Source organism: Myxococcus eversor (assembly GCF_010894455.1).
GTDB lineage: Bacteria > Myxococcota > Myxococcia > Myxococcales > Myxococcaceae > Myxococcus > Myxococcus eversor.
In genome coordinates, this window is sequence record NZ_JAAIXY010000010.1 from 189161 (window position 1) to 213637 (window position 24477).

Annotated in this window: 17 protein-coding genes and 2 pseudogenes; 8 read left to right on the forward strand and 11 right to left on the reverse strand. The window is 67.1% G+C overall.

Annotation, left to right across the window (positions count from 1 at the left end; genetic code table 11):
- Window positions 1–64: 64 nt before the first annotated feature.
- Both G4D83_RS21655 and G4D83_RS21660 read right to left on the reverse strand, forming a co-directional pair.
- Complete coding sequence (locus tag G4D83_RS21655) at window positions 65–619, reverse strand: dihydrofolate reductase family protein (protein ID WP_163866708.1); 555 nt, start codon at window positions 617–619, stop codon at window positions 65–67.
- A 175-nt stretch (window positions 620–794) separates the two neighbouring features.
- The gene (locus G4D83_RS21660; protein ID WP_240356479.1) at window positions 795–3191 is read right to left on the reverse strand and encodes an FG-GAP-like repeat-containing protein; all 2397 of its coding nucleotides are present in this window, start codon (window positions 3189–3191) and stop codon (window positions 795–797) included.
- Window positions 3192–3656: 465 nt separating this feature from the next.
- Between G4D83_RS21660 and G4D83_RS21665 the strand changes: the two genes are divergently transcribed.
- Window positions 3657–4985: a M12 family metallopeptidase gene (locus G4D83_RS21665; protein WP_205522682.1), complete on the forward strand. Its 1329-nt coding sequence runs from the start codon at window positions 3657–3659 to the stop codon at window positions 4983–4985.
- A 57-nt stretch (window positions 4986–5042) separates the two neighbouring features.
- Here G4D83_RS21665 and G4D83_RS21670 read toward each other — a convergent pair whose 3' ends face one another.
- The 4 genes and pseudogenes from G4D83_RS21670 to G4D83_RS46285 all read right to left on the reverse strand — a co-directional run.
- Window positions 5043–6467, reverse strand: coding sequence for a DUF1552 domain-containing protein (locus G4D83_RS21670; RefSeq protein WP_163866710.1), 1425 nt, complete (start codon window positions 6465–6467; stop codon window positions 5043–5045).
- Window positions 6464–8173: a DUF1592 domain-containing protein gene (locus G4D83_RS21675; protein WP_240356480.1), complete on the reverse strand. Its 1710-nt coding sequence runs from the start codon at window positions 8171–8173 to the stop codon at window positions 6464–6466. The genes G4D83_RS21670 and G4D83_RS21675 overlap by 4 nt, the downstream gene beginning before the upstream one ends.
- Before the next feature lie 240 nt (window positions 8174–8413).
- Window positions 8414–9784 (reverse strand): hypothetical protein, encoded by a 1371-nt coding sequence (locus G4D83_RS21680; RefSeq protein WP_163866711.1) that lies wholly within the window; start codon window positions 9782–9784, stop codon window positions 8414–8416.
- A 287-nt stretch (window positions 9785–10071) separates the two neighbouring features.
- Window positions 10072–10206, reverse strand: a pseudogene (locus tag G4D83_RS46285) (IS3 family transposase); the annotation flags it as partial.
- Window positions 10207–10357: 151 nt separating this feature from the next.
- On the opposite strand from G4D83_RS46285, the gene G4D83_RS21685 reads away from it, so the two are divergent.
- The 3 genes from G4D83_RS21685 (at window position 10358) to G4D83_RS21695 (ending at window position 16423) form a co-directional block, all read left to right on the forward strand.
- A complete protein-coding gene (locus G4D83_RS21685; protein ID WP_163866712.1) occupies window positions 10358–13660 on the forward strand; it encodes an Ig-like domain-containing protein in 3303 nt (1100 codons plus the stop codon).
- 266 nt (window positions 13661–13926) lie between these two features.
- Window positions 13927–15663: a hypothetical protein gene (locus G4D83_RS21690; RefSeq protein WP_163866713.1), complete on the forward strand. Its 1737-nt coding sequence runs from the start codon at window positions 13927–13929 to the stop codon at window positions 15661–15663.
- Between the two features lie 154 nt (window positions 15664–15817).
- A complete protein-coding gene (locus tag G4D83_RS21695) occupies window positions 15818–16423 on the forward strand; it encodes a TetR/AcrR family transcriptional regulator (protein ID WP_163866714.1) in 606 nt (201 codons plus the stop codon).
- 4 nt (window positions 16424–16427) lie between these two features.
- Here G4D83_RS21695 and G4D83_RS21700 read toward each other — a convergent pair whose 3' ends face one another.
- Entirely contained in the window at window positions 16428–17279 is an 852-nt protein-coding gene (locus G4D83_RS21700; RefSeq protein WP_163866715.1) for an NmrA family NAD(P)-binding protein, read from the reverse strand.
- On the reverse strand, window positions 17276–18196 hold the full coding sequence (locus G4D83_RS21705) for an SGNH/GDSL hydrolase family protein (protein ID WP_240356481.1): 921 nt from the start codon (window positions 18194–18196) through the stop codon (window positions 17276–17278). Before G4D83_RS21705 ends, G4D83_RS21700 begins: the two co-directional genes overlap by 4 nt.
- Window positions 18197–18614: 418 nt before the next feature.
- On the opposite strand from G4D83_RS21705, the gene G4D83_RS21710 reads away from it, so the two are divergent.
- The gene (locus G4D83_RS21710; RefSeq protein ID WP_240356482.1) at window positions 18615–18833 is read left to right on the forward strand and encodes a transposase family protein; all 219 of its coding nucleotides are present in this window, start codon (window positions 18615–18617) and stop codon (window positions 18831–18833) included.
- Between the two features lie 73 nt (window positions 18834–18906).
- The gene (locus G4D83_RS21715; protein ID WP_163866716.1) at window positions 18907–19506 is read left to right on the forward strand and encodes a hypothetical protein; all 600 of its coding nucleotides are present in this window, start codon (window positions 18907–18909) and stop codon (window positions 19504–19506) included.
- A gap of 55 nt (window positions 19507–19561) precedes the next feature.
- On the opposite strand, the gene G4D83_RS21720 is transcribed toward G4D83_RS21715, so the two are convergent.
- Complete coding sequence (locus tag G4D83_RS21720) at window positions 19562–20047, reverse strand: hypothetical protein (RefSeq protein WP_163866717.1); 486 nt, start codon at window positions 20045–20047, stop codon at window positions 19562–19564.
- A 508-nt stretch (window positions 20048–20555) separates the two neighbouring features.
- Complete coding sequence (locus G4D83_RS21725) at window positions 20556–20699, reverse strand: hypothetical protein (RefSeq protein ID WP_163866594.1); 144 nt, start codon at window positions 20697–20699, stop codon at window positions 20556–20558.
- Here G4D83_RS21725 and G4D83_RS21730 point away from each other — a divergent pair.
- Window positions 20698–21249, forward strand: a pseudogene (locus tag G4D83_RS21730) (hypothetical protein); the annotation flags it as partial. The gene G4D83_RS21725 and the pseudogene G4D83_RS21730 overlap by 2 nt on opposite strands.
- 219 nt (window positions 21250–21468) lie before the next feature.
- Here the strand turns inward: G4D83_RS21730 and G4D83_RS21735 are convergent.
- Window positions 21469–22047 carry a hypothetical protein gene (locus G4D83_RS21735; protein ID WP_163866718.1) on the reverse strand — a complete coding sequence of 193 codons (579 nt, stop codon included), beginning with the start codon at window positions 22045–22047 and terminating at the stop codon, window positions 21469–21471.
- Window positions 22048–22905: 858 nt separating this feature from the next.
- On the opposite strand from G4D83_RS21735, the gene G4D83_RS21740 reads away from it, so the two are divergent.
- Window positions 22906–24390 carry a tetratricopeptide repeat protein gene (locus tag G4D83_RS21740; protein ID WP_163866719.1) on the forward strand — a complete coding sequence of 495 codons (1485 nt, stop codon included), beginning with the start codon at window positions 22906–22908 and terminating at the stop codon, window positions 24388–24390.
- The last annotated feature ends 87 nt before the right edge of the window (window positions 24391–24477 follow it).

Sequence of the window (24477 nt, forward strand, 5' to 3'; positions counted from 1 at the left end):
ACGCTCGCCCAGCCGACGCCGCCGCACAGTCAGCCGCTGGTGAAGCGCTCGGGTCCTTCCACGCTCATCCCGCTTTGCGACGGAAGTGGAGCGCCTGCGCGCCGGACTTGAACCGCTGCGTCGAAAGGAGCTCGAGCTGCCGCGCACTCGACAGGCCATGGAACAACGTCGGCCCGCGGCCACTGATGACGGGATGAACGACGATGCGGTACTCGTCGATGAGTCCCCACTCCTCGAGCGCGGTCGCGAGCTTGGGCGCTCCGACGAGGACACCTCGCTCGGTCTTCGCTTTCAGCGCGGAGATCGCCTCGCGAAGGTCACCCTCCACCTTGATTGTGTTCCGCCACGGAAAGTCGCTCCGCGAGCCTGACACGACGTACTTTGCCTTCGCCTCGAGCTTCTGTGCCCACTCGCGCATCGCGCGCGGCGCCTTTTCGTCGTGTGCCACCGCGGGCCAGGCTTCCTCCATCAGCTCGTAGGTGGTGCGCCCGAAGAGCATCGCACCGCTCTGATCCATGAGCTGCGTCCAATAGTCGTGCAGTTCGTCGTCCGCGATGCCCTGGGTGTGGTCGATGCACCCGTCCAAAGTGACGTTGAGACCGAAAGTGAGGAGGTTCATGGCGTGGGATTCTACGCAAAGCGCGCCCAGCGCGCAGCAGTCCGAGCCAGCGACGCAATGCCCGTCAGGCGGCTGCGCGACTTTCGGTGCGCCGCGCGCGAAGGACGCGGCGCACCGATTCTCCTACCGAGACCGCGCTGAAATCAGGGCACACCGTCCCATCGCGGACAGCGACCTAGAGTCCGTTGGGGACCACGGTCACTGTGCCGGAGCCCCTGTTGGTCAGGATGAGGTCGGCGTACCCATCCGCGTCCATGTCCGCGGTGGCGATGGCGTTGAGGCCAGGTGAGGCGCCGGTCGTGACGACGGTGCCCGCGGTGAAGCCTCCGCTGCCGTTGCCGGTCATCGGGCGGACGCCGCCCGAGGCCGCTGTCACGAGGATGTAGGCGTCGAGCTTGCCATCGCCGTTGAAGTCACCGGCCACGACGCCCAGCGCCGAGTTGGCGGCCGTATTGGTCGCGGCGGTTGACTGAGCGCCGCTCGCGAAGGTGCCGTTGCCGTTCCCTCTGAAGTAGAAGAGGAACCGGCCGGCCGCGCCGTTCGAGAGGATGTCGAGCGTGCCGTCGCCGTTGGCGTCGCCGAAGGCGATGCCCGCCGTCTGGCCGCTGGCGGAATTGCTGTAGGCGACGGGTGCGGCGAACGTGCCGTCTCCCTGGTTGATGAGGACCGACAGGCGTGCGCTGGCGGGACTCGTCACCACGATATCGGAGAAGCCATCGCTGTTCAGGTCACGGCAGGCGATGCTCGACTGAGCGCCGCCGGTGCTCTGGATGCCGATGAACGTGGGCGCGCCGAAGTTGCCCGCGCCGGTGCCGAAGAGCACGCTCACCTGGTTCTGGGTCACGCTGGTCGTGGCGATGTCAGCCACCCCGTCGTTGTCGAAGTCACCGGTGCAGAGGTGGACGGAGCCCGGGGTGCCCGTGGTGAAGCTCGTCGGCGCGCCGAAGGTCCCGGGCGCGCTCGAGCCCAGGTTCTTGTAGACGCTGATGTTTCCGTTGATGAGGGGCAGGTTGGTCTGTCCGTCGACGGTGACGGCGTCGAGCCACCCGTCGCCGTCCACGTCCACGGCCACGACCGCGTTGCTGGAGAGCGAGGCGCTCCCGTAGTTGACCTCCGACTGGACGCTGGCGTCGCCGTTGCCCAGGAAGACGGAGAGCGAGCCAGAGGGAGTCTGGGTCGACCCGGATTCGGCGTTGGCCACCAGGATGTCGAGCTTGCCGTCGCCATTCACATCGGCGACCGCCGGGGCCAGCGGGCTGTGGTTCGCGGGGGAGCTGACCGGCGTGCCGGGGACCTGGCCGGGTGGGATGGCCTGGCAGGTGGCGTTCGAGCAGATCTGCCCCGTCGAGCACACGATGCCGCAGGCGCCGCAACTGGCGGCGTCGCTCTGGACGTTCACCTCGCAGCCGTCGGACGAGTTCGCGTTACAGTCCGCGAGGGTGCCGGAGCAAGACTGGCAGATGTTCCCCTCGTAGGTGGGCGCGCACTTGCAGGTGTAGCTACCCACGCCGTCGATGCAGGCGCCACCGTTCAGGCAGGGGCTCGCGGCGCACTCGTCGATGTTGGTGCAAGTCACCCCGTCGCCCTCGTACCCCGCATTGCAGGCGCAGGTGAAGGAGCCCCCGCTGTTGGTGCAGGAGGCGTTTTCGCTGCAGTTGTCGGTACCGGCGGCGCACTCGTCGATGTCGGTGCAAGTCACCCCGTCGCCCGCGTACCCCGCATTGCAGGCGCAGGTGAAGGAGCCCTCGCTGTTGGTGCAGGAGGCGTTTTCGCTGCAGTTGTCGGTACCGGCGGCGCACTCGTCGATGTCGGTGCAGGTCACGCCGTCGCCCTCGTACCCCGCATTGCAGGCGCAGGTGAAGGAGCCCCCGCTGTTGGTGCAGGAGGCGTTTTCGTCGCAGTTGTCGGTACCGGCGGCGCACTCGTCGATGTCGGTACACACCGTCGGCTGTCCCGTGCAGGTGTAGCCCGGCTCCACCTGGCAGACGCTGTTACAGCCGTCGCCAGAGAGTTGATTGCCGTCGTCACAGACTTCGAATCCGCCCAGCACCCCATCACCACAGATGGCCCGCAGCGACGTCTCCACCGCGTCCACCAGGTAGATCGCGACCGCGCCCCTCAGGCGCACGTAGCGATAGGGCTTGTTTCCCGGGTAGAGCGCCACCGCCACATGCGTCCCCAGGCCCAGCTCCACCAGGTGCAGCGAGCTGGAGCCAATGAGCGTCCCATCCGCCTTCAGGAAGTCCACCTGGGCCACCAGCGCCAATGACAAGCCCTTGTAATAGACACGCAGGTCGCCGGTGCCTTCCTCGCCCGCACCCAGGTCCAGCACCAGCGCCGCGTTGAGCAAGCCCACCAGGGTCGCGGCATGCCCGTCCGGCGCGCCCAGCGCCGCGCTCGCGTTGAGCACCGCCGCATTGGTGCCCGGCGCCACAGCATCCGCATACGGGTCCCACGTCAAGGAGGCTTCCAGCGGCTCACTCGTCACCGCCCCGTTGTCCTCTTGCGGCACCTCATCCGCGGGAGGAAGGGACTCCACACCACATGCTCCGAGCGACAAGACCAGCGTCACGCCGAGTCCCCACGACCACAGCGCACCAGGACGGCTTTGCATTGAGTGTCTCTCTCCGAGGAGCAGGCTGAAGCCCGGAATGGACGTCCCCCCCATGGAATGAACGACGCCATTCCTTACTCCCAATTGCTCGGCGCGCAACAGACGGATTCGCGAGATTCTCCGGCGACCAGCCGACAAGCATTCGAGGGCCATGGACAAAATGCCCATGAGATGCATTTGCCCTCACGGCAATCGACGGGCCATGATGGAGAGGGGCCCCGCACCGCCGACAGCGCTTGTAGGTCCCAGGAGCGCAGATGCTTGGAGCCCCAAAAAGCGCTGAAATGCCTCCCACGCCTTCTGCTGGCTCCCTTGCGCCGGGGCAAGTCACGAATTGATGAGGGTTCTCTATTTCAAACGACAAATGTCAGACTGATGTGGTTGTCTCCTGTTTCCCGGAATGCCTTCCGGAAAGGAGGCACCATGCTTCGACGCACATTGAAGTCCGCGCTGGTTGCACTGTTCATCCCCAGCCTGCTGCTCACCGCCTGTGGTGAGGGACTGGAGTCGCGTCCCGCCCTGGACCCGGAGATGGCCCGGGTGCCGGCTGGCGCCCCGGTTCGCGAGGGCTACACCTGGAATGCCGCGAGAGGGAAGCTGGTGCCAGTGAAGTACGCCGAGGTGGATGGACTGGCCATCCTCGAGGGAGACATGATTCTCGGCACGGTGGAGGAGATGGAGGCGCGCGTGCGCGAGGTGAAGGCCCGGGGAGGTCTCGACGCCCCGGGAGTCCACGCCCAGGGCGTGGCCATCACCGGAGCCAACTATCGCTGGGCCAACTCAGAGGTGCCCTACACCATCGACGCGGCTGTGCCAAACCAGGTGCGAATCACGGACGCCATCACTCACTGGCAACAGCGTACGCACCTGCGCTTCGTGCAACGCACCGTGCTCAACGCGGCGCTGTATCCGAACTACGTCAACTTCCAGACGGGCACCGGGTGCAGCTCCAACGTGGGACGGATTGGTGGCAGGCAAGGGGTGTGGCTGGAGGCCGGGTGCAGCACGGGCAACGTCATCCATGAAATCGGACACGCCCTGGGGCTGTGGCACGAGCAGTCGCGCGAGGACCGCAATACCTACGTGCTCGTCCGGCCCGAGAACATCACCGCGGGCTATGAGCAGAACTTCAACCAGCAGATCGCCGACGGTGACGACATCCTCGCCTATGACTACGGCTCCATCATGCACTACCCGAGGACGGCGTTCTCGAAGAATGGGCTCCCCACCATCGAGCCACTGGGGGGGCAGGCCATCGGGCAGCGCGATGCGCTGAGCATCACGGACGCGGCAACCGTGGCGCGTCTCTACTCGAGAACCATCTCCCTGCGCGCCTTGCGCGGCCACTACGTGGTGGCCGAGGGCGGCGGCGGCGGCGCGGTGAACGCCAATCGTGGCGCCGTGGGTCCCTGGGAGAAGTTCCAACTGGTGGACCGCAACGGCTTCGAACTGCAGACCGGCGACCTCATCCACCTGCAGACGGTCAACGGCAACTACGTCATGGCCGTGAACGGTGGCGGCGCGGAGGTGACAGCCACCCCCACGGCGCCTGGCAGCTATGAAACCTTCCGCATCTCGAAGATCGCCGGCACGGGCCTGCTCACCATCGGCACCGGAGACACCGTGGCCCTGTCGACGAACAATCTCCTCAACCCCCGCTACCTGTATGCCGATAACGGTGGCGACGGCGGGGTGTATGCCGCCGGCGCATCCGTGGGGCAATGGGAGCAGTTCACCATCACCTTCTACTGAGGGACGGGGGAGGGCCTGCTCCAGCGCCGGACGCTGGAGCAGGGCGCAATCGTCCCCTCAGGCGATGAGCTCGGAGAGCACGCCCTTGGTCAGCGCCGGGTCGCCGAAGTCGTCCAGGTTTCCACCGGCCGCGTTCTTCAGCCCCACGGCGGTGCCAATCGTGTTCAGCATCCGGTTGTGGTTGGGATTGCCGCCGCCCGACGCCGCGACGTAGACGCCCTGCTTGAGGAAGCCATTGCAGCTCCCCGCCAGGACGAAGGGCACATCGCGCGCCGAGTGAGCCGGCCCGTTGCCCAGGTCGTTGTACCAGACCGCCACGCCGTGCTCGATGAGTCGCTTTCCGTCCGGCATCTGGTAGGCCACCAGCCGGTCCAGCAGGTGCTTGAAGGCGCTCGCGAACTGCACGTCCACGTGGTGATGCAGCAGGTCCGAGCCGGTGATGATGCCGCCGCTGGCGTCGTGCGACGAGCGACGGTGGGACACGTAATGGAAGTTCTCCATCAACTGCCCCGTGCCCGGGTCGCGGTAGCGCGTGTCGCCGTCGTTGCCGTTGCCCACCTGGATGACGGCCGCGCGGTTGGTGCCGCACGCAATCGCCATCACCGCGATGTCCATGTGCAGCCTGGCGGTGGCGAGCACCTCGGTGCCGTCCGTGCTGTCATAGCCGGGCGCCTGCTGCTGGAGGAGGAGCTCCTGGTCCGCGCGCATGCGGCAGCTCAGGGCGACCTCCAGGTCCCGGACATTGGACAGGTGCAGGTCCAGGCGCTCATGGTCTGACGCGCTCAGCTCGGGACGCTGCTGGAGCGCCTGGAGCTGGGCCTTCACCAAATCATTCACGCTGCGCTGCCGGACGAGGAGCTGCTCGCGAGCCTCGGGAGTCAGTCCTCCCGGGCCGCCAATCATCGTCTGGTACGCATTCCACGGGTCATGCAGCGCGGCCCGGCGCACGTTGCTGCTCCGGTAGGAGAGGCAGGGCCCCCCGAGCCAGCCGCCACGCCGGCCCGCGTAGAAGACGAGCGAGTCACGCTGCTGCGGATTGAGCTCGCGGCCGATGCGGTGGTCGATGGACTCGCCTCCGGACTCGGAGCCGCCGCCCGCGCCCTCCACCACGGGGCCCCGCGCGGTCAGCCCCTGCATGGCGCCGCGGGCGTGGCCGTCCCCGTAGTTGTAGTCCTTCATGTTGACGTTGCGCACCAGCAGCAGGTGCGCGCGGTGGTCATCGAGCACGCCCACGGCCCGCCCGGCGATGCTCTCCGCGGTGAGCGCCCCCAGGGTGCGCGGCCAGAAGCGCTCCGGCTCCGCGCCGAGCTCCGACGTCGTCTGGGCCGAGGCGACGCCGTTGGCCTGCCGGAAGAAGATGGCGTACGGCCGTGCCCCCGAGTCCGCCGCGCGGGCGGTCCTCGGCATCAGCCCCTCGAGAAACGGCAGGCTCAGCATCGTCCCGCCCAGGCCCTTCAACACCATCCGGCGACTCAGCTTCATGGCAGCTCCTCCGGGTGGCGATTCACGAAGCCCTCGCTGGTGACGACCTCCACGACGAGGTCGACGATGGACAGGTTGCCCGCCTTCGACCGCTTTCCGAGCCGCTCCACCAGCGGCCCATCCTCGTGGGAGAGCGGGCGCCCGTGGAGGTACTCCACCCAGTGCTGCGCGTAGCACGCATGCACCGACTCATTGGCCGCGAGTGCGTCCGCCAGGTCGAGCGCGTCGCGCACCGGCACCCTCTCTCCGTTGATGTTGGGAGTCGAGCTGGCGTCCACCGGATGTCCGTTGTCCGTGGTGCGGTAGCCGCCGATGGCGTCGAAGTTCTCGAAGGGGAAGCCGAGCGGGTTGATGAGGTTCGAGTGGCAGCTGGCGCACGCGGACCCGGGCGCTTCGGTGTGCGAGGCGACGACCTCGCGATTGGTGCGGCCCTGGGGGGCGGGCAGCGGCGGGATGTTGGCCGGCGGCGCGCCAATCTTCCGGCAGATGATGCGCTCGGACACGAAGACGCCGCGGTGGATGGGGTCCGGGTCCACCGACGTCGCGTGCGCGGCCAGGAAGCCCACCTGGGTGAGCACGCCCTTGCGCTCGCGCGAGTCCAGCGTCACGGGGACGAAGTCGGCGGTGAACGTGCCACTCAGCCCATAGACGCGCGCCAGCTCGTCGTTGACGAAGGTGGCCGGCGAGGTGAGCAGGTCGCTGTAGCCGCCCTTGCGGGAGAAGACGACGTCCTGGACGAACAGGGTCGTCTCCCGGGCCGCGTGCTCCCCGAGCCGCTCGGACACCTGGGGGTAGCGAGTGAGGGAGGGGCGGATGGCGGCGTAGCGGGGCACGTCGAAGAGGGTGCGGTGGAAGGCCTCCACCACCTTGTTCGAGCGCGCGTCCTGGAGCATGCGCCGTGCCTGTGTGGCCACGCCCTCGCGGGAGTGCAGGGTGCCCTCGCTCGCGGCGGCGAACAGGGCGTCGTCCGGCATGGCGCTCCAGAGGCCGTAGCTCAGCCGCGAAGCCACTTCGTAGTCGTCGAGCGGCACCCTGTCCTGCACGGCCTGGGTGCTCTGTTCCACGCGGTAGAGGAAGTGGGGCGACTGGAGGAAGGCTTCGAGCACCAGCCGGATGCCACCCTCGAAGGCCGCCATGTCCGCGTAGGCCTGGGGTCCCTTGCGGTACAGCCCGAGGTAGCTCTCCACCTCTTCGGACGTCAGCGGGCGCCGGTGCGCGCGCCGGCCGAAGGACTCCACGAAGGCGCGGGCGCGCTCCTCGCTGGTGGCGGCCGACGGAGGCAAGAGGCGCGCGAGCTTCGTCGCGTCCGTCGTCACCTGGCCGGCGAGCTCCGCGGCGGCGCGCTGGTAGGCGCCCCAGAGGGCCTCGTCGACGGAGAGGGCGCGCGCATCGTTGTCAAAGAGGAAGCCGCTCTGGGCGGGGTCCGCGCGGAAGGTGCCCGCCAGCGGGGTGGGCGGTGCGTCCAGCCTGAGCAGCTCCTGCACGCTGTTCGTCCACTGCACGTGCGTCAGGCGCGCCATCCGCACCGACGGGGCTGGCTTCTCGATGACGGTGGGCGTGCCGGGGCCGGGCCCTCCACCGGGGCCCTCCGGGTTGGAGATGGTTCCTTCGCAGCCAGCAGCCCCGCTCAAGACCAGCCCGAGCACCACCGGGCGCCACCACCGTCCCCGCTCCACTGGCTCTCGTGACAACCGTTGTGACCGCATCCTCGGCACGAGGGCCTCCATGATTGGGAGACATAGCAATCGGATGGATTGCGCGTTCCTGTCAATGTAGCCGTGACTCGCACGCGCGTCGGTCACATGGCCCGATGACACGGATACTGAAAAACTCGTGTCACGCGTGCATCCGCGTTTCATCAGGCCCGACTTTTCGTGCGGGCCTCGCGCGAAAGTGTGGAGGAGGCGCCACATGCGTGGGGGACAGACCCCCTCAATGCGCCGGTGCTACAGCCGCAGGTAAACGCCGAGCTGACCGCTGAAGTACAGGTCCTTGGCGCCGCTGGCGAAGACCGGGGCTCCCTCCGCGGCGTCGGCGGTGAAGGAGTAGCTCCGCAGCTCTCCGCCCATCCGCAGACCCAGCATGCGCGTCAGGGCGAACTCCACGGCGAGCTCGCCATCGAGTCCGGAGCCGCTCAGCTCCGGGAGGTAGTCGTCCGAGGACAGCTCGCCGCCGCTCAGCACGTGCTGGTAGCCCACGCGCGCGGCGATGGCCCATCGCTCGGTGAGCGCCTTGCGCAGGCCCAGCTCCACGTGCGCGAAGCGGTAGTCCACGTCGGGCAGGGCGAAGGTGCTCTCCGGCGGGAGTTCCATCGCGAAGGAGTGGGTGCCGTACAGCGCGCCCACGGAGACCTCCAGCCACCGCAGCGGCAGGCGGAAGCGCAGGCCTCCCTCCAGGAGCTGCGCGGTGGTGCCGTAGCTGGAGCCATCCGGGAGCCGCGTGGACAGCCCGAGCGAGCGTGAGCCCCGCGCCACGATACCCAGGTTGTGCACCACCCCATCCGTGAAGTGGGAGAGCGGGAAGTAGCTCACCGCGAGGCTCACCGCCGCGGCGCTGTTGAGGCTGTAGTCGGGCAGCTCGCTGGCGTTGTTGCCCGAGAAGTTGAAGCGGCGGAACAGCCCCTGTCCGGACAGCAGCGCCTCCAGGATGGGGCCGTCCAGGTTGAGAGGGCCGGCTGCCTTCGGCTCGGGCTTCACCGGCGGCTCGTCGTTCTTCACGGTGGGCGGGGGAGGCTTCACCACCGCCGGGCGCGGTGCCTCCGCGATGGGGGCAGGGGGCGCGACCTCCGGTTCGGAGACAGGCGTCGGAGGCGTGACGGCGGCGGGCGGGAGGCGCTGCTCCGGGCCCGCCTTCAGGGCCGCGCCCAGCTTGGGCTCGAGCTCGCGCCGTACGTCGGGGAAGGCGGGCTGGGTGCGGACGTCCCAACGCTCCTCCGCGAGGAGGGTGCCGTCCTTGCCGGAGTAGGCGCGGACCTCCACGTCCCAGCGCTTCGTCCCCTTCACCGAGGCGAGGACCAGCACGTCCGCGCCGAGCTTCTTCGCCAGCGCCTGCCGCTGCTCATCCGTCTTCGGACCGCCGCGGATGAGCTTCACCTGGGCATCCACCTTCTTCGCGGGCAGCACCTCTCGCCCGCGTCCCTTCTTGCCCAGCTCCTGCGTCAGCACCCTGCGCAGCGCATCCGCCTGGCGGCCCTCCGGGCGCAGCACCGCGACCTTGCTCTTCTGCGCCTGCGTCTTCTTCGCCTGCGCGGCCTCGGCCGGGCGGTACGACACGAACAGCGCCAGCACCAGCAACACCCATCCCGCGATGCGGCTCACAGGGCCACCTCCTTGGGGCGGACAGACGAGGTGGAAGCGGCCGGGAGGACAGGGACGAAGGGACGGGAACGCATGGGTGCTCGGCTTCCAGTGACGAGACGGGGGGCTGCCTCGGCCCAAAGCAATTGAGGGGCCAACATCCTGGAGCTTAGAGCCTATCTCGGGAGGAGCGTGCGGAATCAGGTGATGATGCCCACCGCGAGGCGCGGCATTCCCAGAGAGGTGTCCTCGCGGCTTCTCCCAGCGCACCAGCAGTTGCGCTTGCTCGGGTTGGGTGGGCAGGAGGGTCAAGCAGCCAGCGGCACCTGTGAGGCGGTCTTCTCGAACCCGACAGGGCTGACGGAGCCAGGCGCGGAGTGCCGCCGCTGGCGGTTGTGGAACACCTCGATGAACTCGAACAAGGCAGCCTTCGCGGACTCACGCGGGAGAGGTGGGTCACGACCCGCTCTCGTGCGAAGTGATGCGGCACCCTGTCGGGCCGCGTCACGCCGTGGACGGGGTTGCCAGAACGGAAACATTCAGGCAATCCCATACATGGGGACACTTGTCCCCAGCAACAGAGGGGGAAGTGCCATGCGGTTGCGCCAAGGGCTGCTCAGCGGCCTGTTTCTGATTGTTTCAAGTTGTGGTCCGACGTCGCCGGAAGAACCGGCGCCTGACAAGGCTCCGGCGCAAGCCCGGGTCGAGCGGCTCGCGGTGGAGCGCGGCTTCGACCTGCGGGAGGTGTCTGTAGTCCCAGAAGGAGAGGGGGTGCGGCACGCGCTCCACTTCCGGGGCGTCCCCATCTGGGGTCTGGAGGCGAAGACGTCGCAGGGGCAGGCCCTGCTCTCCAACGTCCGCTTCGAGGCCACGAGCGCGGTGGAGACGGAGGCCCGGCTCACCGAGGCCCAGGCCCGGGACGCGGCCCTCGCGGCCATGCGGGACGCCACCGCGAGCGTGGAGTCCTCGCGGCTCGTGCTCTTGCCCCGCGAAGAGCGCCGGTTGCGCAAGGATGCCGCCCCGAGCTTCACCGGCGCGCGCAACGCCGAGGACTTCGAGCGGGTGGTGACGGGGCTGCGGCTCGTCTACCGGGTGAATCTCTTCACCGATGGAGAGGAAGGAGGCTTCCGGCGTCGCTGGATGGCGCAGGTGGATGCCCGCTCCGGCGAGGTGCTGCACCTGGCACCGCTCGAGCGCACCGCCGCGACCCAGACACGCCGGAAGGGCATCGGCAACGGCTACTACGCGGGCAGGGTCACCCTCTCCGTGCTGTATGACTCCGTGGAAGCGGCCTCCTGGCTGACCGACATATACAACAACGAGTACGTCGGCCTCATCCGGGTGCCGCCCCGGAGCTTTGGCTACGAGCAGTACCTCAGCGCGGACTCGACCTTCGGCGACGGGCTGCGCTATGGCGGCGCTGGCACCCTCAGCGCCAATGGGGAGACGGCGGCGGTGGACGCCTACCACGCCGTGGGACTGGCGTGGTCCGTCTACGAGACCTTCCTGGGGCGCAATGGCCCGGCTGGGAAAGCGGGCTTCGAAGTCCGGCTGCACGTGCAAGCGGAGAACGCCTTCTACTACCCGAGTGCACGTTCGCCCGCCGTGGGGTTCGGCTATCGCAGCCTCACGGCCAATCCCAAGAGCCCGATGACGACCACGGACATCGTGGCCCATGAGCTGGCTCATGACTTCTTCGCCCGGGAGCTGGCGGGGGACCCCGCGGACGTTCCGTCTGATCGCTCGGAGCAGAGCGGGTTGAACGAGGGCACGGGGGACATCTTCGGCTTCGTCACCGAGCTGCTGCGGGACGCCAGGCGCATCTCGCCGTCGTCGACCAACATCGACGGGGTGGTGGTGAAGGCGTCGAACCTCACCGTGGGGGAAGATACGGGCACCGCGTCCCGCGACCTCCTGTCGCCCCCGTTCAAGGAGTGGTTCGACGGCATCGGCTTCGAGGATGAGCACCACTCCGCGGGCCCGCTGAGTCGGATGTTCCTGTTGCTCTCATATGGCTGTGGCACCCAGTCCACGAGCGCGTGGTACTGCCCCCGGGTTCCCGAGGGGTTCACCGGCGTGGGCCCCACGGAGGCGCTGCGCATCTGGGCGCTCGCGGTGCAGCTGATGCCCGTGGGCACGGACTATGTGCAGGCCCGCCAGGCGGCGCTCGCGGCGGCGACCTCGCGCGACGGCGTCCAGGGAGGACCCCGGATGCTGGCCGTGGCCCGGGCGTTCGCGGCCGTCAACGTCGGCTTCAAGCCGGACTCCGTGCCGCCGCAGACCACGCTGAGCTGTCGGCAGGTGCTCCAGGACATCGAATGCACGGGGACCATCACCGACGCGGAAGTCCCAGGGCAGTACACCACCGCGCCGCGCCTGGTGGTGGACGGCGGCACGCAAATCAAGACGCTGTCCGGCTGGCAGTTCACGCAGACGCTGCCAGGCGCCGCCCTGGCGAGTGGCAACCACACCGTCCAGTTGCAGGCGTGGGACTACTGGCAGAACCTGGCCACCCGGATGGTGACGGTCTCCCTGGACAAGGCTCCACCCGTTGCATCCTTCATCGTCTCCGGCGCACCAAAGCAACCTCGCATCTCGGTCACCGCGACGGACCCCGCTGGAATCCGCATCGTGGACTTCACCGATGGCAGCCAATACCTGGTCGGGTTGTTCGTCCCGCCCTACGTGGCCACGCTGGACACCTCCACCTGGACTGATGGCACCCACGACCTGAACATCCGCGCCTACGACGAGTACATGAACGTCACGGTCCTCCACCACGCGTTGAAGGTGGACAACACGCCGCCCACCGTGGCGATGACGGTGGGCTCCGGCGACGAGGCGCCCTTCCTGGTGAACGTCACCGTGACGGACGCCTCGGCGGTGGCGCGGGTGGACTTCAAGGTGGACGGCCTGGTGTTCGCCACGCGGACGAACGCGGCGACGACGTACCAGGCCAGCTACACGCCCACCGACCCGTTGGCCCACAACCTCATCGTGGAGGTGACGGACGTCTTCGGCAACAAGGGCACGACGTCCTGGGGGGCGCCGCTCGACCGTCGTCCGCCCCAGGTGACCTTCACGAAGACGCAGGTGGGCTCGTTGGTGCGGCTGACCGTGGGAGTCTCCGACGGCTGCGGCCTGACGTATCCGTATGCGCTGTACGTGGATGGGAACCGGGTGGCGGAGCCCACGACACCGAGCTTCGTCCTGGAGTTCGGCGATGCCATGGCCGCGGGCGCGCATACCTTCCAGGCCCTGGTGAGTGATGCGTGCGGCAACCCGGCGAACTTCCAGACGGCGTTCATCAAGGACCTCACCCCGCCGGTCATCACGGCCATCACCCGGGACGACAGCCAGCCGAAGAAGCCGAAGTTCACCGTGCAGTGCACCGACACGGAGGGCGTGCACCACGTGGAGCTGCGTGAGAATGGTCTCGTCACCCAGTTGGACACCACCGCGCCCTACGAGTTCGTGGTCGACACCACGGCTCGGGTGGACGGCGATTCCACGGTGCTGTTCCAGTGCACCGACGTCAATGGCGTCTCCAGTGCGCCGGAGACGCGCACGGTGACGGCGGACAACACGCCGCCCTCGTACAACCTCACGGTGTTCGGCGCGGGCCGCTCGTACCTCGTTTCGGCGGGGACGGTGGCGGACCCCCGCGGCGTCCAGTCCGTCGTGCTCTCAGGAGGGGTGATTCCCGGCTTCAACGTCACGTTGACCCAGGCGCCCTATTCCTATCAGTGGAGCATCTCGGGCACCGGGGCCATCCAGACGGACCTGCCGTTCTCAGTCACTGTCAAGGACTCCTGGGGGAACACCGCCAGCAAGGTGTTGTTCTGCGCCGTGAACACGGCTTCGACCACGGCGCAGTATCTGAGTTGTCACCTGTAGCGACTGATTCGGGCGTCCGCCTCGGCCGGCAACGCATGGTTGCCGGCCGAGGGGCTTGGGGGGCGCGCGGCCCTCGCCGCCTTCACCACGTTCGGGCCCATTGTCCGCTTCACCCTCCGCGCCTTGAATGCGTCTGGGTACGGCACAGTGGCAATTTCAATCGATTCTCGGCTACATCGTCAGCCCGCGAGACTGGCACGTGCGCGCCGGGCGGCGAGCCTTCGCGATGGGTGACGCCGGAAGGCTTGGAGTCGAGGACGGACACGATGGGACTCTTCGATCGCTTCTTCAAACCCAGGCAGACCGCGCCCGCGGTGGAGCTGCCTCCGGCCCCGAGGGTTCCCGCGAAGGCGCGGATCCTCTCGTTCGAGCTCGCGGACGAAGTGGGTCTGCTGGAACTGGAGAGTGGTGAGAAGTTGCCGTTCGGAAGGACCGCATGCGAGGACTTCGTACCCGTCGTCGGCGCGTCCGTCCTGTTGGAGGAGGTGTCCGAGCGCCTCGGTGCCTGGCGGGCGAGTCGTGTCACGCTGGACTCCGCTGACCCGAGCTATGACGGCCTGCTCTCCGCGAGGGATGAGCGCCTGGGTCTGCCGGCTCGCGTGGAGGGAGTCGCGGCGGCCGCCGCGGCGGCTCGGAGCCTCGCCAGCGTCACGGTGCTCTTGCGGACGCCGCTACCCGAGGGAAACCTCGCGCTCAAGGCGTGGGCGCGGGAGCGGGGCCTGCCCGAGGGCTTCGCGTTGAGGACCGAGCGCGACCTGTCCTTCCTCGTCGAGGGGACGGAGTTCCTCACCTATGCGGGGCGTGGCGCGTTTCCGACGGAGGGGCTCGATACGACCGACGTGCCGGAGGACTTCGACTTCGGGTGCGCCTTCATCGGGCTGGGAATCGGCCTTCCAGGAGTGCATCGCCAGGAGCGGCTCATCGTGGGGAACGCGTGGGACGTGTGGGCTCCGAAGGGCGAAGCGCGCAAGCTCAGCATGCTGACGCAATGGCTCCTGGAACATGGCTCGGGCGTGGTGCTGCACCGCGCGGGGAACCTCGTCGTTCCGGCGGAGCAGTTCGTGAGGATGCTCGGGGAGCTGGACGACGACGAGTGCCGTCCCTTCAGTGCCTGGCTGGCCGTGGGGCCCTTCACCCACGAGGGTACGACCTTCTATGGCACGTTCGGCATGGACGTGTTTGGCCTCCCCGATGTCGCCGTCTCCGTGAAGGCCGATGACCCATGGAGCAGGCAGCGGCGACATGAAGCGGTCCTCTTCGCCGCGTACCGCATGATTCGAGAGAACCGGGAGCTGCGGGCGGGGGAGCACCTCCATGTGCCCTTGCGGCTCCGCGTGGGCGCATGGCCGCTGGACATCTCGTGGGAATCGGATGTCATCTCCTACGAGGTGTCCGACGACGGAGAGCAGCTGGTGCTCGTGCCGGAGGAGGAGCAACACCCGGAGCTGGCCTGGCGCGAGCCGGACGCCAGGCTCGCGCTCAATGCCTATCAGGCGCTGTTCGACCGGGGGCTCGACACGCTGCTTCCGAGCGAGCTCCGGGTCGACGTCCGTTCGAACAATCCCGATGTGACTCCTCACTCCGTCGAGGTGCGCGAGCGGCACGATGGCCAGGGCTTTCTCCTCGTCACGAATGGTTTCGGGCGGCTCGCCCAGGGGGATGCCGGGTGCGTGGACTGTCCGCGCGTGGAGATTGGGGCGTGGCTGCCGGACCACTCCTTCGAACTGCTGCGGTTCGTCGGTGGTGTCGCGAGCGGCGTGCATGAGTCGACCGTCGGGTGGAAGCCGTGCGACACGGTGGCCACGCCGAATCATGAGCGGGGGATGGGGGGCTTCGTGCTCGCGGACGGGGGCCAGGTGGAGATGGGCGGAGGCCCCGGCGTTCGCTTGTTGCTCCTGGTTCCGTTGAGCCCACCCGACTACGAGCGAGTACGAGGAGGGGGGGCCGCCGAGTGGCTCTCTCGAAACACCGTGGGGCCCTCGCTCTGGGCGCCGTTTCTCTGACTCTGAAGTGGCCCCCACGACAGGCGGGGCACGGCACGCTCAGACAGGTCCCTTCTCCTGCTTGAGCACAAATGACGTGATGAGCGCGGTGAGAGTCCCCCGCCTCCGTGGCTTGAGCCGTCCCTGGCGTGGTAGTTTCTGAACAGGTCCGCGGATGAAAAACGAAGAGAGCACGCAGAGTCGCCGCCAGCCGCGGCAGGAGCGCTCGCGGCAGACGGTGGAGGCCGTCCTCGATGCCGTCCCCAGGGTGCTCAAGCGGCACGGAGCAGGAGCGGTCACCACCAACCGCATCGCGGAGGTGGCGGGGGTCAGCATCGGCTCTCTGTACCAGTACTTTCCGGACAAGCAGGCCATCTTCAATGCGCTTCATGAGCGCCATGTGGAGGATGTGAAGCACAGAATGGAGCGTGCCGTCGCACAATGCGCCTCGAGCACCCTCGACGAGTTCGCGGCCTGCCTGGTGGAAGGACTGGTGGATGCCCACATCGTAGAACCGGAGCTCCACGAGATGGTCTCCGCCGCGGTCCCGGCTTCCTCGCTCGGGTTCAAGGAAGCCCTTCAGATGGCATTCGAGCGGGTGATTCCATCGCCCGAGGTCGGCACGTCCCGCCCGCATGCGGGCGACCGGATGTTGTTCGTCATGCCTCACCTGGTCGAGTCGCTGGTACACGCCGTGCCCCAGGCGCGCCCTCCCTTCACGGTTGCTCGCGCCAAGGGCGAAGTCATCCGGACGGTCCTCCATTTCCTGGACCGGCCATGACTCCTCACTGAAAGGCTTCGGCGTTCTGATTGAGCCAGCGGTCGAAGGCGAGGGGCTTGCGGCCGAGGAGCCGCTCAACGCCGTCAGAGACAGTCGTCAGTCTGCCTTCTCGGATGGCACGCCAGATGTCCACAAGAGCGTCCGCATACCGCCGGCCACCCCCGTATCTGAGTGCGGCCTCGTGGGCTTCTTCGTCTGAGAGCTCCTCGTAGCGGACCTTCTTCCCAATGACAGCGCCAATCCTGGCCGCCATGGCTGCGTAGCTCAGCGCCTCGGGTCCGGTGACCACCAGTGACTCTCCCATGTGCTCGCCCGTCGTGAGTGCGTGGGTGATGACGTCGGCGAGGTCGTCGGGATGAATGAAGGCGCTCCTCCCTTGCCCGGTAGAGGAACGGAGGACCCCCTCCGTGGCAATCGACTGCGCCCAACCGAGCACGTTCGACATGAAAGCGGCTGACTGGATGAACGTGTACGGCATACCGCTCTGCCGGACCGCGTCCTCGCCGCGCGCGTGCCATGGGCCGGTCCCCACCCCGGTCCGGACGTCCAGCGTCGAGAGCTTCACCATGTGTTTGACACCCGCATCCACGGCGACCTGAACGACGGCTCGGTCCCGACTGGCGAGGCGTGGCCCGCTGTTGAGGAGAAACACGCCGTCGCTGCCGGCGAGTGCCTTCCGTAGCGCGGGGCCTAGCCTGGCCAGGTCGCCGACGTGCATGTCCACCTCGTCGCCGAACAGCGCCCGTGCTCGGGCTGCATCCCGGACAAAGACGCGGGGACGATGCCCACCTCTGATGAGGCGATGGGTGACGAGAGAGCCGATATGACCTGTCGCGCCAGTCACCAGGAATGTCATTGAGCGCGGCTCCAGGTTCGCATGAGCTCAAGGACGACCATTCGCTGACCGGCGAGCGAAAGGTGCAGGCCATCCTCCGTGAAGAGCTCAGGCGGTGGAGATGCGCCGAAGGCCGCGAAGAGGTCGACCGTGGGCTCCTCGAGGGCACGGATGGCCTCCGCGACACGGCGGACGTCCTCGTTGCGGAAGTGGACTCCGAAGCGGGACAGCCCCCAGTGCTTCGCCACGCGCTCCTCAAGGACCGGGGGAGGCGTCATCCACAGGCGACGTGCCTGCGTCCCCTGTGCGGCACGGGAGCGAAGCTCCTCGAGGTTGCGCGCGGTCTCACGGGCGTCAACGAGAGTCTTGCCCGCGTTCGGGCCTTGAGTCCGCGCGTCATTCACGCCGATGAAGAAGATGAGCCAATCCGGCGCCTGGATGAGGGCGTTCCCTATCCGCACCAACCCATGCGTGGTCGTCTCACCGCCTACAGCGTTGATGGCGACCGAGACCTCATCATGGGGACGCTGAGCAGCCACCAGCTCCTGGAGGATGACCGCCCAGGATTGAGGATCCGCCGTGTGACTGTCGCCGAACGTGACAATGCGTGCGCGCTTGCGCAACGGTAGTTCTTCCAGCATCCGGCTGAACTCGGGTTCCGCGAGCAGCCCCTGTGCGGCTTCTCTTGCGCCCTTCTGGCTCTGAGCGAGTTCGGCGCGGTACGTCTCCGGCTCGAGGCCGAGCAAGGCGGCGCACGTCTCGGCGGATACCTTGCCGCCGCCCGGAAGCGACGAGACGGTCCTCTCCGGTTGAAGGACTTTCACGAGCCAGCGCCTCTGTCCAGTGGACCATTCCATGTGCTCCATCTCCGGTGATTGGGGATGCATAGAGGTACCGGACAGGGGCCGCACGGTCAGCTCGCGTTGCCCCGCGGCCAAACCCTTGAAATGACTCCTTCCTTACGCGGCGGCGGGTGACTTGCTCAGGTTCCACGCCCACACGCGCGGTGGTCGTGCTCGTGGAGGCCCGTGAGAGTCAGGCCATCCGCCGTCACTGGGGAATGAGACGTAGGTCCTTGGCCGTCGCGGCGATCAGGTGCGGGACACCGCTCTGGTTCATGCCGTGCGCGTCCCCTCGGGGACAAGGCAGGCCTCGGGCTCGACATCGAGCTCGGGGCCTTGAGCGGCACCCTCATTGGTGGCTCTCCCGCACTTCGTGTGGTCCCCCTCGGAGGCATAGGGAGACGCAGCAGGCGGCCAACAGGGCGAATACACCCTGGGCATGGAAACGCTGTACTTCCTTCCTGGCTGTCGCGTGGAGCGGGGGGCGCGCGGCGGTGTTACGGACGTTGTCCTCATGGTTCACCTGGAGGGCACTGGTGCCCGGTGTCCCTCCTGCCAGACGCCCAGTACCTGGGTGCATGGCAGCGATGTCCGGCGTCCGGCGGACCTGCCCGCCGCAGGGAGCGCCGTGCAACTCGAGCTTCGCATGCGGCGCTTCTGCTGCCGAAACCCGGACCTCTGTCAAACGGAAGGGAAGACCCATGGCTCGTCATGCGAATTGCTCACGTCATGACGCGCGTTTTGACGCAGCCTTGACGCGCTCATGACGCAGCGACTGAATTTGGGGTAGGCACAGGCTCCTCGCCATGAACCCAGGACTTGCAAAAGCATGGACTGTTGACGATGCAGCCGAACGGCTCGCGCGTCAGGGATTTTTCTTGGAAGTCATGAGGTATGTGTATGATCAGGTTTCCACCTTCCTTCAGGAAATCTCCATGAGAATGAATGCCCTCGCAGCGATCCTTTCCCTCTCCACGGCTTGCCTTCTGGTGACAAGCGGTTGCGGACCGGAGGAGCAGGAAGCGGAGACCGCAGTCTCCAATGGGAGCGTCCAGCAGGCGGCGACCAACCTGTGTGGTGCTGGCTACCGCCTCATCGATACGTACCCGATGAAGAACAACAAGGGGGCCGTGAAGGGTCACTACAATCTCTATTACAACGGGACGCGTAATTGCGGCGTAGCGGAGTGCTACACCAACTGCGGCGTGAAGATGAACCGCACTGTCTCCATCCGGGTCTCCAGCACGTCCGGCAGCTGGGATGACTTCGATTTTGGCCAGTTCACGACCTACGCCGGTCCCGTCTACTCCAAGCCCTCGGCAGGGAAGTGCCTGGATCTGTCCGCGGGTTTTGGCGTCGAGAATTCAGTGGCAAGTGTCGACGTCCTCCGTGTTCACTGCGACTGACGCAGCCGCCAGGCTGGAGGATGCCACGCACCCTCCAGCCCGTGCTCATGCCCGGTCAGGTCGACGTGCCACTGTCCGAGGGGTCCCACTGCCAGCCGGCGCCAGAGGGGGCGTTACAAGGGTAGATGCTGCCATTGCAGCGACCGATGCGCATGTCCAGATGCTTTCCTTCGGGAAGATCCTTGTTGCATCGCCCGCTGTTCCCATTCCCGCCGGTGAAGTAACAGATGCCCTGGCGGGAGCCGTCCCCGAGCTTCCAGTGGACGCCGACGCGCATGCTGTCCTCCCTCTCATCCCAGATGCAGAAGTTGTCGGTGGCCTTGTTGTATGATCCCCTGCCGTATTCTCCCCTGTCCCAGCCGATGGTGACGTAGTTCCCCAAGTCGCAGCTTCCAGAAGCCTGGTTGAGCTCAACGGGCGCCAGCGACGACTCGGTGGTTCCCATGGACTCCGGGGTGGAGGGTTCATCTCCGCCAGCACCGCAGGCGCCTCCCAACGCGGCGGCAAGAACCCATCCCAGCAGAGCAGTGCGATTCCTCATGTCGAGACTCCTTCAAGTACTGGATGCGAGTGACCGCCAACCATGGCAGCGACATGATTTCTATGAAATTCTTGGATAGCCATCAATTCAGGTTGATGTGAAGATTGTCCGGTGGACAGCGGGATGAGGTCCTCGAGTCCGTCTGCTTGCCAGGTCTTGGCTGGCTGTGGCGGCTTGATCTGAGGATGCCCCTTGCTAACGGCCAGATCAGCCCTGACTTGCGTCAGGTGCTGTCATGCCTGCGAAGTGGGTGGTGTCAGGGACAGCACCACCCACTTCGCCCATGTCCAAAGAGCGCGCCAGTCAGCGCCGCAGGCGGCCTTCTCCGCGTGCTGACCTCTCACCTATCAGGCCACGAGCGCGAGCGCGGCGGCCTCGCTACCAGTCGTCGGCGCTGGCTCGCAGTGCTCGGCCGCTTTCCAGGACGGAAGAGGCGATTGGCTCAATGGCGCGAGGACCTATCAGCTTCATGTGCCGCCGAACGTCCCGGCGGAGGACTCTCCCTGTGTCAGGGAGTGACGACGCGACGGAAGAAGTGGAGCCGCGCGAAGAAGCGTTCCACCTTCCAGCGTCGCGTGTAGCGCCGCAGCTTGCACCCATCCTGCGTGGCCTTGCGCTTGCGGCCCCGGCGGTGTGGAGCAATCAGCTTCACGCCGCGCTTCCACCCCGACGTGGCGCCGTTCCTCTCGCGACTGCTGGACGAGTTCGCCATCAGCGAGCGACAATGGAAGATTGCCGAACTCAACGCCTTCCGGCCTCCTGTGCAAGAAGAGTGGCTCCCTGTCGCCCATCTCTCGGACGTGTCGAATCCGGAGCGCGTCCTCGAATCCTACGGAGACTTGTCCGAAGGTCTCGTGGCCGTGCTTCAGATGGATGTGCCCTCCATCATGAAGGAGACGCCTGAGTTCCTGACGGACCTCGACTGCCACTTCTGGAAGACCCACTTTCCCGAGCGCTACACGCGCGACGTCCTCGACGGACACACGATACCGGCGTCAGGCGCCTACCAAGGGGGCATGCTGGTTCGGCGGTTGGGAGGGACGTGGGCGCTGAGGCAGAAGATGGAAGCGTCCCAGGTGCGAGTGGGCAAGCGAATCTGGCTGCCCTTCCTCCGTGCTCGCCGGTACCTGCCGTCCCGCCAGTCGCTGCTGGACTATTCGCTCACGCAGTTCTTCCATGAAGCGGAGCGGTACCGGACCTGACTGGGCGTATTCGAGCCTGACGGCAGCATCCGGGCGAGGAATGGGCGAGGCAGAAGCTGGCGGAGCCAGGAAGCGTCGGCAAGCTCGCGGACAACCGCCAGTGGGAGCTGGCAGCGCTTGCTCGCGCGGGCTTCTCCCTCACCATCGCGAAGCGCCTCATCGGCGGAACGGCTGAAGAGGTGCCGCTCCGCCTCTGACGCGGTAGCGAAGGCGGGGCGGTCAGTACATTCGCAGGTCGTACCGCGGCTCGTTTCCCGGGGTGAGGGTATCGTAGTCCCCCTGCGGTAAAGTGCGCAGGTCGGTCACCTTCACCACGTAGGCGCCCTGGGCCGCGACATTACCCGTGATGGTGACGTTGCGGCACTGGGGATAGAACGGATCACACGAAGGCCCCTGGCCGCTGGCCAGCCGCGCGCCCAGGGTGCGGTTATTGTAATCGTAGGCGTAGAGCTCCACACGGAGCCCTTGATAGAAGCCCACGTTGTAGGCCTGCACTGTCATCACCTGGGCGACCGGCGTGTAGACGAGGATCCAGTCCACGTCGCCCACCCGGTGGAAGGTGTGCTTGAGCTGCGGCGCCCCGTACGCGGAGGCAGTGAGGTGCGTGTCGTCGTTTTCGAAGGCGTCCGGGGGCACCAGCAGACAGTTGGCATTGGACGAGGGGACGTTCCTGGTGCAGACGCCGCTTTGGCATCCACAGCCGGTGATGCAATCCGCGCCCGTGGAGCAGGTTCGCAGGGGCGGCGCGTCGCAGTCGATGGTGGGAGGAGGCGGACCGGGGATCACGTCCGCCGGCACGCAGGCGCCGCTTCGACATTGACAATAGCTGCTGCAGTTGAGGTCGCTCGAACAGCTCCGGAGCGTGGCTGCTTGCGTTCGGAGCGCGTCGGCGGGGGCCTCCTCCTCAATGCTTCCACAACCCACGAGGCCCAGCAGCAGTGCGGCGACACTCCATCGGATTCTCTTCACGGGGTTCTCCTCTGGGTTTCCAGGTCGGATGCCTCAGGCGGGTCCTGCCGGAAACCCTCTCCTTCACGGATTGTGAATCCTGACACCTGGATAGGGAGTCGGCAACCTCTGTCAAAGAAGGCCCGGTGTCGGTGTGGGATGGAGGACGCCGGGGCCCGGATGTTTGACTTTGCCCAGACTCCGTACCGCTTCAGGTCGTACGTCGGGGCGGGCCGCCAGTCGCTCCCATTCGGGACGGCGCGCCAGTCCGTCACCTTCACCGCGTAGTCTTTCGACAGGGTGAAATCTGTCGGAGAGTAGCGGAATTTCGCTCGGGCCTTCGGGACGGTGAAGGCCCATCGGATGCGGAGGAAGTCGGAGGACTCGAACACAGTGCCATTCAGCTCGCTCTTTCCTCCCACGAGGGGCGCGTGGCCCCTCCGTCCTGTGGCCTTTTGGCAACGAGCTGAGAGCGTGTACCGTATGCGTTCGACGGATCTCGCGCTGATGTGAGGGGCGGGCCAGCTACCCCCCCTGTGTCAGGAAGTTTGTCGCCTCTGCCGTGCGCGCCTCGCTCGCTCGCATTGACGCACGGTTCGACAAGGCCGTGACGCGCTCAGGACGCAGCGGCCGAGGTTGGGTCGGCACGGGGAGGAAAGAAGTGCATCGGAGTGTCGTGAAAGGGTCTCGCTCGCGTATCCTTGCTTCATGGGCCTCTTCAATCGCCTCTTCGGTCGCGTGGTCAGGCCGGCACCCACCTCGCCCGAGGCTGTGCGCGAGCTCCTCTTCGATGCCGTGCAATCACAGGATGACGCCGCGCTCATCCGGCTCTGTGCCGAGCACGAAGCCCTGCTCCTCGAGCACTACCCTGCCTGGTTGACGGTTCCCGAGAGCGTCCGCAAGGAGCCGACACACCTCCAGCGCTATGGCCAGGGGCTCATCGGCATCGCTCAGTGCCTCGCGCAGACTCGGAACCGGCCCGAAATGTTCCAGCGGATGATGGGGACTCCCGCCGATAACGCCATCGTGCGCTGGCAGGAGACACGGGAGCGCGCCAACACGCTCATGCGCGGGCTGGACTTCGAAGGTGCGCTATCGCTGCTCACTCCCGAGGCGGAGCGAATCCAGGGCCTGTCGGGAGGAAACGCCGAGTCCATGAAGGCCATGACCTCCGGGCAGATGGCCGCGTGTCATTACCAGGAGGGCCGGGCGGAGACCGCGCTTCCGCTCTTCCGGCAGGCGATTGACCTGTGCCGGAGGGCCGGTGACAACGAGGGCGTCGTCGTCTACCTGGAAAACAGCTTCGAGGCGCACCGCTACCTGGGACAGGGAGGGGATGCGGCAGGCGTGGCCAGGGAACTCGCGGTGGCGCTGGAGCAGGTGGGCCAGGATTCGCGGGCCCGCCGCATCCGGAACGTCGCCGAAATCGTCCGGGCCGGTGAGCCGCTCAATCGGGTGGTGGCGCAACTCGACAGCGTCACCCTCGAACTGGACGAGCTGCCCGCGCTCATTGAGGGGAGGCTGCAATTCATCTTCTGCCGCAATCGACTCGACCTGGCGCGCACCACGGCCCTGGTCGAGCGAGGCCGTGAGCTGGGCGGGGAGGGCCGCTACGGGGAGGCGCTTGAGCTCTTCCAGGAGGCACGGCGTATCGACTCCTACTCGCCCGAGCCCCGCTACGAAGGGGCCGTCACGCTCCTCCACCTCCAGCGCGCGAGCGAGGCCGTGGCCTGGTACGACGAGGTGGAGGCGCTTGCGCCGGGCTGGTACCGGTGTCGCGCCGAGCGCTGGCTGGCCGCTGGAATCGCCGCCGGAAGGATTCCATACGGGGCCTTCACCGTGATGCGCACGCTCGAGCTTCCGAACCTGGGCGCGGAGGACCGGTTGCGACTCACGCGCCAGGCCATCGGCGAGGCACCGGGAGTGCCCGAGCTTCAACTGCAACTGGGCCGGCAGCTCACGGCGCTCGACCGGAAGGACGAGGCACGGGAGGCGCTCGAGGTGGGGTTGGCACAGGCGGAGGAGCCAGACATCCGCTCGCGTCTGCTGATCGAGTCCGCGGCCGATGCCGCGCCTTCGGCGGACCGGGACAGGATGATCCACGAGGCCATGGAGCCTGGGGGAAACCTGGTCGCCGCGGCAATGGCGCGGGTCCTGCTCCACTCGGGAACCGGCCAGCGCCTGGTTCACTGAGCCGCAGTCTGGTGCCACGAGCCCGCCTCGCGCATTGCCGACCCAGGAAGAACGATGACCGCGCGCGCCTCGCTCGCATTGACGCAC

Bases quoted from the DNA above. Each gene is read 5' to 3' on its own strand.
- G4D83_RS21655 (WP_163866708.1), bottom strand. From the start codon at position 619: ATGAACCTCCTCACTTTCGGTCTCAACGTCACTTTGGACGGGTGCATC.
- G4D83_RS21665 (WP_205522682.1), top strand. From the start codon at position 3,657: ATGCTTCGACGCACATTGAAGTCCGCGCTGGTTGCACTGTTCATCCCC.
- G4D83_RS21670 (WP_163866710.1), bottom strand. From the start codon at position 6,467: ATGAAGCTGAGTCGCCGGATGGTGTTGAAGGGCCTGGGCGGGACGATG.
- G4D83_RS21675 (WP_240356480.1), bottom strand. From the start codon at position 8,173: ATGCGGTCACAACGGTTGTCACGAGAGCCAGTGGAGCGGGGACGGTGG.
- G4D83_RS21685 (WP_163866712.1), top strand. From the start codon at position 10,358: ATGCGGTTGCGCCAAGGGCTGCTCAGCGGCCTGTTTCTGATTGTTTCA.
- G4D83_RS21690 (WP_163866713.1), top strand. From the start codon at position 13,927: ATGGGACTCTTCGATCGCTTCTTCAAACCCAGGCAGACCGCGCCCGCG.
- G4D83_RS21695 (WP_163866714.1), top strand. From the start codon at position 15,818: ATGAAAAACGAAGAGAGCACGCAGAGTCGCCGCCAGCCGCGGCAGGAG.
- G4D83_RS21700 (WP_163866715.1), bottom strand. From the start codon at position 17,279: ATGACATTCCTGGTGACTGGCGCGACAGGTCATATCGGCTCTCTCGTC.
- G4D83_RS21710 (WP_240356482.1), top strand. From the start codon at position 18,615: ATGGTTCACCTGGAGGGCACTGGTGCCCGGTGTCCCTCCTGCCAGACG.
- G4D83_RS21715 (WP_163866716.1), top strand. From the start codon at position 18,907: ATGAACCCAGGACTTGCAAAAGCATGGACTGTTGACGATGCAGCCGAA.
- G4D83_RS21720 (WP_163866717.1), bottom strand. From the start codon at position 20,047: ATGAGGAATCGCACTGCTCTGCTGGGATGGGTTCTTGCCGCCGCGTTG.
- G4D83_RS21740 (WP_163866719.1), top strand. From the start codon at position 22,906: ATGGGCCTCTTCAATCGCCTCTTCGGTCGCGTGGTCAGGCCGGCACCC.